General features: G+C 58.5%; 6 protein-coding genes, 2 tRNA genes and 1 riboswitch. Of the genes, 7 read left to right on the forward strand and 1 reads right to left on the reverse strand.

Annotated elements, in window-relative coordinates; genetic code table 11:
* The first annotated feature begins 4 nt into the window (after positions 1-4).
* Positions 5-1,009 (forward strand): succinylglutamate desuccinylase, encoded by a 1,005-nt coding sequence (gene astE, locus ACEN2T_RS28850; RefSeq protein ID WP_032886757.1) that lies wholly within the window; start codon positions 5-7, stop codon positions 1,007-1,009.
* A gap of 133 nt (positions 1,010-1,142) precedes the next feature.
* Here astE and ACEN2T_RS28855 read toward each other — a convergent pair whose 3' ends face one another.
* Positions 1,143-1,652 carry a 6,7-dimethyl-8-ribityllumazine synthase gene (locus ACEN2T_RS28855; RefSeq protein ID WP_095185700.1) on the reverse strand — a complete coding sequence of 170 codons (510 nt, stop codon included), beginning with the start codon at positions 1,650-1,652 and terminating at the stop codon, positions 1,143-1,145.
* 97 nt (positions 1,653-1,749) lie between these two features.
* Positions 1,750-1,919: riboswitch (FMN riboswitch) on the reverse strand.
* A 191-nt stretch (positions 1,920-2,110) separates the two neighbouring features.
* Between ACEN2T_RS28855 and ltaE the strand changes: the two genes are divergently transcribed.
* The 6 genes from ltaE (at position 2,111) to ACEN2T_RS28885 (ending at position 7,917) form a co-directional block, all read left to right on the forward strand.
* A complete protein-coding gene (gene ltaE, locus ACEN2T_RS28860) occupies positions 2,111-3,115 on the forward strand; it encodes a low-specificity L-threonine aldolase (protein ID WP_442117929.1) in 1,005 nt (334 codons plus the stop codon).
* 146 nt (positions 3,116-3,261) lie between these two features.
* Positions 3,262-5,880, forward strand: coding sequence for an alanine--tRNA ligase (alaS, locus tag ACEN2T_RS28865; protein WP_032886760.1), 2,619 nt, complete (start codon positions 3,262-3,264; stop codon positions 5,878-5,880).
* 96 nt (positions 5,881-5,976) lie between these two features.
* On the forward strand, positions 5,977-7,218 hold the full coding sequence (locus ACEN2T_RS28870; RefSeq protein WP_032886761.1) for an aspartate kinase: 1,242 nt from the start codon (positions 5,977-5,979) through the stop codon (positions 7,216-7,218).
* Between the two features lie 175 nt (positions 7,219-7,393).
* A complete protein-coding gene (gene csrA / locus ACEN2T_RS28875) occupies positions 7,394-7,582 on the forward strand; it encodes a carbon storage regulator CsrA (RefSeq protein WP_003175645.1) in 189 nt (62 codons plus the stop codon).
* A gap of 62 nt (positions 7,583-7,644) precedes the next feature.
* Positions 7,645-7,735, forward strand: a tRNA-Ser gene (locus ACEN2T_RS28880).
* Between the two features lie 108 nt (positions 7,736-7,843).
* Positions 7,844-7,917: transfer RNA gene (locus ACEN2T_RS28885), tRNA-Arg, on the forward strand.
* The last annotated feature ends 2 nt before the right edge of the window (positions 7,918-7,919 follow it).

Here is a 7,919-nt window from a genome sequence, read left to right on the forward strand (position 1 = left end):
GCGTATGCTCGCCCTCGGCAAATTGCTTGAACTGACCCTCGCCGGTCGTGAACCGGCGCAAAAAATTCAATCGACTGTCGACGGCGTGCAGATGCGCTGGCTCAGCGAGGGCGCGCTTGAAGTGCGTCCTCCTGAAGCACGGGACAATGGCAGCGACCTGCTGCTGTCGTCCGGCATCCATGGCAACGAAACCGCGCCGATCGAACTGCTCGACCGCTTGTTGCATGGCATCGCCCGTGGGGAGATCAAACCCCGCACTCGTATTTTGTTCCTGTTCGGCAACCCCGAGGCGATGCGCCGCGGCGAGCGTTACCTCGAACTGGACGTCAACCGGCTGTTCAACGGCCGTCACGAAAAAAACATCGGCCCCGAAGCCATGCGCGCCGCCGAGCTTGAACAACTGGCCCGTAGCTTCTTCAGCCAGCCTGGCCGTTCGCGCCTGCATTACGATTTGCACACCGCCATTCGCGGCTCGAAGATTGAGCAATTCGCCCTGTACCCCTGGAAAGACGGGCGCCAGCATTCGCGTCGCGAACTGGCGCGTTTGAACGCTGCCGGCATGGAAGCGGTGCTACTGCAGAACAAGACGTCGATCACCTTCACGGCGTTTACCTACGAGCAACTGGACGCCGAAGCTTTCACCCTGGAACTGGGCAAGGCGCGGCCATTCGGGCAGAACCAAGGGGTGAATGTTTCCCGCCTGGAGCTGCGCCTCAAACAGATCATCGAAGGCACGGAGCCTGAGACTGACAGCCTGGACGGGTTGAAACTGTTCGCCGTGTCGCGTGAAGTCATCAAGCACAGTGATGCTTTCCTGCTGCACTTGCCGGCTGACGTGGAAAACTTTTCGGAATTGGAAAAGGGTTATCTGCTGGCCGAAGATGTGGCCAAGACGCGTTGGGTGATCGAGGAGGAGGGCGCACGCATCATCTTTCCCAACCCTAAGGTGAAGAATGGTTTGCGGGCAGGGATATTGATTGTGCCGACCACGGACGCTGGCCTGGCATAGGTCTCAAGGCGTAACCGGATGCAAATGTGGGAGGGGGCTTGCCCCCGATGGCGGTGTCTCAGCTACAGATGAGCTGAATGACACACTGCTATCGGGGGCAAGCCCCCTCCCACATTTTGTTTTGCAGTGTTGCTTAGACCGCTACCGCCCGTGGCTCGCTACGACGGATCGCCCGTACTTTGTGCAGGGTATCTGCGCAGGTCTTCGCCGCTTCCTGGCCCTTGTGCACAAAGTGATCATGGAAGAACGCGTGGTGCTCGCTGCCCGCGTGGAAGTGATGCGGCGTCAGCGATACCGAGAACACCGGCACTTCAGTTTCCAGCTGCACCTGCATCAGGCCGCTGACCACCGATTGGGCGACGAATTCGTGACGGTAGATGCCACCGTCCACCACCAGCGCGGCGGCAACGATACCGGCGTAACGACCGGTCTTGGCCAGTAGCTTGGCGTGCAGGGGCATTTCAAAGGCGCCGCCGACTTCGAAGAAATCGATGTCCGATTCCTGGTAGCCCTGGGCGATCATTTCGGCGAGGAAGCCTTTACGGGATTGGTCGACAATATCCTTGTGCCAGCAGGCTTGGATAAACGCGACGCGCTCGCCGTAGTGGTTTTTGCTTTTGCTGTCGATAGCGGTGGGTTGCATGTTCTGACTCCTGTTTAAGAAAAAAACAGGGCGTTATGAATCGAATGGGATTTAAGGGTACGCATGCGTCAATAGGCGCGCGGCCCTTAGGTCTCAATCCCGTTCTCTCTTCATCCGGACTATGACCGTCGGCCCCGGGATCACACCGGGTCTGCTGACCTTGTCGCCGTCCCGCGTGAGCAGTTCGAGGCGCCAAGCGCTCGCGGGCTATACACATTGCGTGTAATTACCGCCGGTGGGGAATTACACCCCGCCCTGAGAACGTTGCCACCAGAACCCTGGCGGCGGGGAGATTTTTAACATGGTTTTTCAAAAACTGCACGGACGCCGTATCGATAACCTATATCGGTTTGTTTGGTTGGTATTCGATTGAATGCAAACGGGGCTTGATATTCCGGGGCTTTGCCCGCAGTAATCATCGATAAAAGGACGTACTCAACCTGTTAGAGGCCTGTTTCATGACCGTGATTGACCTGCGCAGCGATACCGTGACCCAACCCACCCCCGGCATGCTGGACGCGATGGCCACTGCCGTCAGCGGCGATGACGTCTACGGTGAAGACCCCGGCGTCAATCTGCTGGAAGCTGAATTGGCCAAGCGCCTTGGGTTTGCTGCGGCGTTGTTCGTGCCCACCGGCACCATGAGCAATCTGCTGGCGTTGATGGCTCATTGTGAGCGCGGCGAGGAATATATCGTCGGCCAGCAGGCCCACACCTACAAATATGAAGGCGGTGGTGCAGCGGTGCTGGGTTCGATCCAGCCGCAGCCGCTGGAAGTGCAGGCGGATGGCTCCCTGGATTTGAACCATGTACGGGACGCGATCAAGCCGGACGATTTCCACTTCGCCCGCACCCGCTTGCTGGCTCTGGAAAACACCATGCAAGGCAAAGTGCTGCCCTTGGAATACCTGGCCCAGGCGCGGGCGTTTACCCGTGAACATGGCTTGGCCCTCCATTTGGATGGCGCGCGAATCTACAACGCGGCGGTCAAGCTTGGGGTGGATGCGCGGGAGATCGCCCAGCATTTCGATTCGGTGTCGGTGTGCCTGTCCAAGGGGCTAGGTGCCCCTATCGGCTCGGTGCTGTGCGGCTCTACGATGTTGATCGCCAAGGCCCGGCGTTTGCGCAAGATGGTCGGTGGCGGTATGCGCCAGGCCGGTTCCCTGGCTGCGGCGGGGCTGTATGCCTTGGATCATCAGGTGCAACGCCTGGCTGATGACCACGCCAACGCTCAGTGGCTGGGCGAAGAGCTGCGCAAAGCGGGGTATGAGGTCGAGCCGGTGCAGACCAACATGGTCTACGTGCAGATCGGCGATCAGGCCCAGGCCTTGAAGGCCTTTGCTGCCGAGCGCGGGATCAAGTTGAGCGCCGCGCCACGCCTTCGTATGGTCACTCATCTGGATGTCAGCCGGGCGCAGATCGAGCAGGTGCTCGCGACATTCGTCGAATTTTCGCGCAAATGATCGTGCAGACCGTCTAATTGAGCGTCTCTATCGCATAAACACGCTGTACCCCCGGCAAAGGGCCGATATAATGCGGCCTTTTGCCGTCGCTCCGTCTGATGATGTTGCGCACTGGCCTTTGGCCGCAGCCTCCGTGGAAGAACCTAATGAAAAGCGCAGAAATCCGTGAAGCCTTCCTTCGCTTCTTCGAAGAGCAAGGTCACACCCGTGTCGCCTCCAGCTCTTTGATCCCAGGCAATGACCCAACCCTGCTGTTCACTAACGCGGGGATGAACCAGTTCAAGGACTGCTTCCTGGGCCAGGAAAAGCGCGCCTACACCCGCGCCACCAGCAGCCAGAAGTGCGTACGTGCCGGCGGCAAGAACAGTGACCTGGAAAACGTCGGCTATACCGCCCGTCACCATACGTTCTTCGAAATGCTGGGTAACTTCAGCTTCGGTGACTATTTCAAAAAAGATGCGATTACCTTCGCCTGGACCTTCCTGACCGGCGTGCTGAAGCTGCCAAAGGAAAAACTCTGGGTCACCGTCTACGCGACGGACGATGAAGCGTATGACATCTGGACCCAACAAATCGGTGTGCCTGCCGAGCGCATGATTCGCATCGGCGACAACAAGGGCGCGCCTTACGCCTCCGACAACTTCTGGACGATGGGCGATACCGGCCCATGTGGCCCTTGCACCGAGATCTTCTACGATCACGGCGCCGACATCTGGGGTGGCCCGCCGGGCTCGCCGGAAGAAGACGGCGACCGTTACATCGAGATCTGGAACAACGTATTCATGCAGTTCAACCGCACCGCCGATGGCGTGTTGCATCCGCTGCCGGCGCCGTCGGTGGACACCGGCATGGGCCTGGAGCGGATCAGTGCGGTGATGCAGCACGTTCACTCCAACTATGAAATCGACCTGTTTACCAACCTGCTGAGCGCGTCGGCGGCGGCCATTGGTTGCGCCAATGAGGGCCAGTCTTCGCTCAAGGTTGTGTCGGACCATATTCGTTCCTGCGGCTTCCTGATTGCCGACGGTGTGCTGCCGTCCAACGAAGGCCGTGGCTATGTGCTGCGCCGCATCATTCGTCGAGCCTGCCGCCACGGTAACAAGTTGGGCGCCACCGGCAGCTTCTTCTACAAAATCGTTGCCGCCTTGGTGGCCGAGATGGGCGAAGCGTTTCCAGAACTCAAGCAGCAGCAGGGCAACATCGAGCGCGTGCTCAAGGCTGAAGAGGAGCAGTTCACCAAGACGTTGGAGCACGGTCTGAAGATCCTGGAACAGGACCTGGCTGAGCTCAAAGGCACCGTGGTGCCGGGCGATGTGGTGTTCAAGCTTTACGATACCTATGGCTTCCCGATGGACCTGACCGCTGACATCGCCCGTGAGCGCGAGCTGACCATTGATGAAGCCGGCTTCGAGCGTGAGATGGAAGCCCAGCGCGTACGTGCTCGCTCCGCCAGCTCCTTTGGCCTGGACTACAACACCCTGGTCAAAGTTGATGTGCCTACCGAGTTCACTGGCTACAAGGCGACCCTTGGCTCGGCCAAGATCGTTGCCCTCTATAAAGATGGCAAGTCGGTCGACGTTCTAAATGAAGGCGACGAAGCCGTTGTGGTCCTGGACCAGACGCCGTTCTACGCCGAGTCGGGCGGCCAGATCGGTGACTGTGGTTTCCTGAGCTCGACATCGGGTCGTTTTGAAGTGCGTGACACCACTAAGACCGGCGGTGCGTTCCTGCATCACGGCGTGTTGGTGCTGGGCAACTTGACGGTCGGCGCGCCAGTGGACACGCAGGTCGATGCCGAAGTACGGCATGCAACCGCCTTGAACCACTCGGCCACTCACTTGCTGCACGCTGCATTGCGTCAGGTGCTGGGTGAGCACGTCCAACAGAAGGGTTCGTTGGTCGATAGCCAGCGTCTGCGTTTCGACTTCAGCCACTTCGAAGCGATTAAGCCGGAGCAGATCAAGGCCCTGGAAGATATCGTCAATGCACAAGTGCGCAAGAACACCCCGGTTGAAACCGAGGAAACCGATATCGAGACCGCCAAGGCCAAGGGCGCCATGGCACTGTTCGGCGAGAAGTACGGCGACAACGTGCGCGTACTCAGCATGGGCGGCGACTTCTCGGTGGAACTGTGTGGTGGTATCCACGCCAACCGCACGGGCGACATTGGCCTGCTGAAGATCATCAGTGAAGGTGGTGTGGCCTCCGGTGTGCGACGTATCGAGGCGGTGACTGGCGCTGCGGCCCTGGCCTACCTCAATGCGGCCGAAGAACAACTCAAGGAAGCGGCCAGCCTGGTCAAGGGCAGCCGCGACAACCTGATCGACAAGCTGTCCGCCGTGCTGGAGCGCAACCGTGCTCTGGAAAAACAGCTGGAGCAGTTGCAGGCCAAGGCAGCCAGTGCGGCAGGCGACGATCTGTCGTCTTCTGCGGTGGACGTCAAGGACGTGAAAGTCCTGGCGGCGCGCCTGGATGGTCAGGATGGTAAGGCGCTGTTGGCCCTGGTCGATCAGTTGAAGAACAAGCTCGGCCGCGCAGTGATCCTGCTCGGCGGTGTCCATGAGGATAAGGTCGTTCTGGTTGCCGGTGTAACCAAAGACCTGACTGGCCAACTCAAGGCCGGTGATTTGATGAAGCAAGCCGCCGCGGCGGTGGGCGGGAAGGGCGGTGGTCGTCCGGACATGGCGCAAGGCGGTGGTGTCGATGCCGGTGCTCTGGATGCGGCCCTGGCCCTGACCGTGCCGTTTGTCGAGGCAGGTATTTAAGGCGCTGTTAACTGGCCCGTGGTCTAGTCGCGGGCTTGTTCGGTGCTGGTTGATTGGATATTTAGGCGCCCCTTTACGGGCTGAGGCGGCTTAGAAATGGCTTTGATCGTACAGAAATTTGGAGGCACCTCGGTCGGCTCTGTCGAAAGAATCGAGCAGGTTGCCGACAAGGTTAAGAAATTCCGCGATGCTGGCGACGACCTGGTGGTGGTGCTGTCGGCCATGAGCGGCGAGACCAATCGCTTGATCGAGCTGGCCAAGGCAATCAGTGGCGACCAGCAACCGCTCCCGCGTGAGCTGGACGTGATCGTCTCTACTGGTGAGCAGGTGACCATCGCCTTGCTGGCCATGGCCCTGAACAAGCGTGGCGTTCCTGCGGTGTCCTACACGGGCAGCCAGGTGCGTATCCTCACCGACAGTGCGCACACCAAGGCGCGCATTCTGCAGATCGATGATCAGAAAATTCGCACTGATCTGAAAGCTGGCCGCGTGGTAGTTGTAGCGGGCTTCCAGGGTGTGGATGAACACGGCAACATCACCACCCTCGGGCGTGGCGGTTCGGACACTACCGGCGTGGCTCTGGCGGCAGCTCTCAAGGCTGATGAGTGCCAGATCTACACCGATGTGGATGGCGTCTACACCACTGACCCGCGTGTCGTTTCCGTGGCCCAGCGTCTGGACAAGATCACCTTCGAAGAGATGCTGGAAATGGCCAGCCTCGGTTCCAAGGTTTTGCAGATCCGCGCGGTGGAGTTCGCCGGCAAGTACAACGTTCCGCTGCGCGTATTGCACAGCTTCAAAGAGGGTCCGGGCACCCTCATTACTATTGATGAAGAGGAATCCATGGAACAGCCGATCATTTCCGGCATCGCTTTCAACCGCGATGAAGCCAAGCTGACGATCCGTGGCGTGCCAGACACCCCGGGCGTGGCCTTCAAGATTCTGGGCCCGATCAGTGATGCGAATGTTGAAGTCGACATGATCGTGCAGAACGTCTCGCACGATAACACCACCGATTTCACGTTCACTGTGCACCGCAACGAGTACGATGCGGCATTGAAAATCCTGGAGAACACCGCGAGCGAGATTGGCGCCCGTGAAGTGGTCGGCGATATCAAGATTGCCAAGGTGTCGATCGTGGGTGTGGGCATGCGTTCCCATGCCGGCGTTGCCAGCCGCATGTTTGGGGCTCTGGCCAAGGAAAGCATCAATATCCAGATGATCTCCACGTCTGAAATCAAAGTCTCGGTAGTGATCGAAGAGAAGTACCTGGAGCTTGCTGTGCGCGCGCTGCATACCGCGTTTGAGCTAGACGCTCCGGCCCGACAGGGCGAGTGATGTAGTGCCAGGAAGGCGCGGTCTACCGCGCCTTTCCTTTTTTTGTAGGGCGCATGGTCTTTTGTGTGCGCTCGACAATACTTAGGTCGTTAGGGCTATGACTCTCGAGTCGTAGGTCGAACGCCTTTTTTTTGCAGACTGTTGTTCCTGAAATGAAATGCGTGAGGAGAAAGGTATGCTGATTCTGACTCGTCGGTGCGCAGAAAGCCTGATTATCGGTGATGGCGAAATCACCGTGACCGTGCTCGGCGTCAAAGGCAATCAAGTACGTATCGGGGTTAATGCTCCGAAAGAGGTAGCGGTCCACCGCGAGGAAATCTACCTGCGGATCAAGAAAGAGAAGGACGAAGAACCAAGCCTTTAATTTTTATCGTTTTTTATGTTTGCAAACGGGGAGGAACGTGGTTAATATACGCCCCGTGTTGCGGAGAGCTGGCCGAGTGGCCGAAGGCGCTCCCCTGCTAAGGGAGTACACCTCAAAAGGGTGTCGGGGGTTCGAATCCCCCGTTCTCCGCCATTATTTGCTTAGTACGTTGCAATCTGGTTTTTTCGGTAAGTTGTTGAAAATTAACGAAAAAATAGCTTTACATAGAGATTGAACGGCCTATAATGCGCGGCAACAAATGCACTCGTAGCTCAGCTGGATAGAGTACTCGGCTACGAACCGAGCGGTCACAGGTTCGAATCCTGTCGAGTGCACC

The sequence above is a fragment of the Pseudomonas sp. W22_MBD1_FP4 genome (assembly GCF_052113765.1).
Classification (GTDB): Bacteria; Pseudomonadota; Gammaproteobacteria; order Pseudomonadales; family Pseudomonadaceae; genus Aquipseudomonas; species Aquipseudomonas sivasensis.

What these genes read in the sequence shown, in the direction of transcription:
- astE (WP_032886757.1), top strand. Translation starts at nt 5, where the DNA reads ATGCTCGCCCTCGGCAAATTGCTTGAACTGACCCTCGCCGGTCGTGAA.
- alaS (WP_032886760.1), top strand. Translation starts at nt 3,262, where the DNA reads ATGAAAAGCGCAGAAATCCGTGAAGCCTTCCTTCGCTTCTTCGAAGAG.
- ACEN2T_RS28855 (WP_095185700.1), bottom strand. Translation starts at nt 1,652, where the DNA reads ATGCAACCCACCGCTATCGACAGCAAAAGCAAAAACCACTACGGCGAG.
- csrA (WP_003175645.1), top strand. Translation starts at nt 7,394, where the DNA reads ATGCTGATTCTGACTCGTCGGTGCGCAGAAAGCCTGATTATCGGTGAT.
- ltaE (WP_442117929.1), top strand. Translation starts at nt 2,111, where the DNA reads ATGACCGTGATTGACCTGCGCAGCGATACCGTGACCCAACCCACCCCC.
- ACEN2T_RS28870 (WP_032886761.1), top strand. Translation starts at nt 5,977, where the DNA reads ATGGCTTTGATCGTACAGAAATTTGGAGGCACCTCGGTCGGCTCTGTC.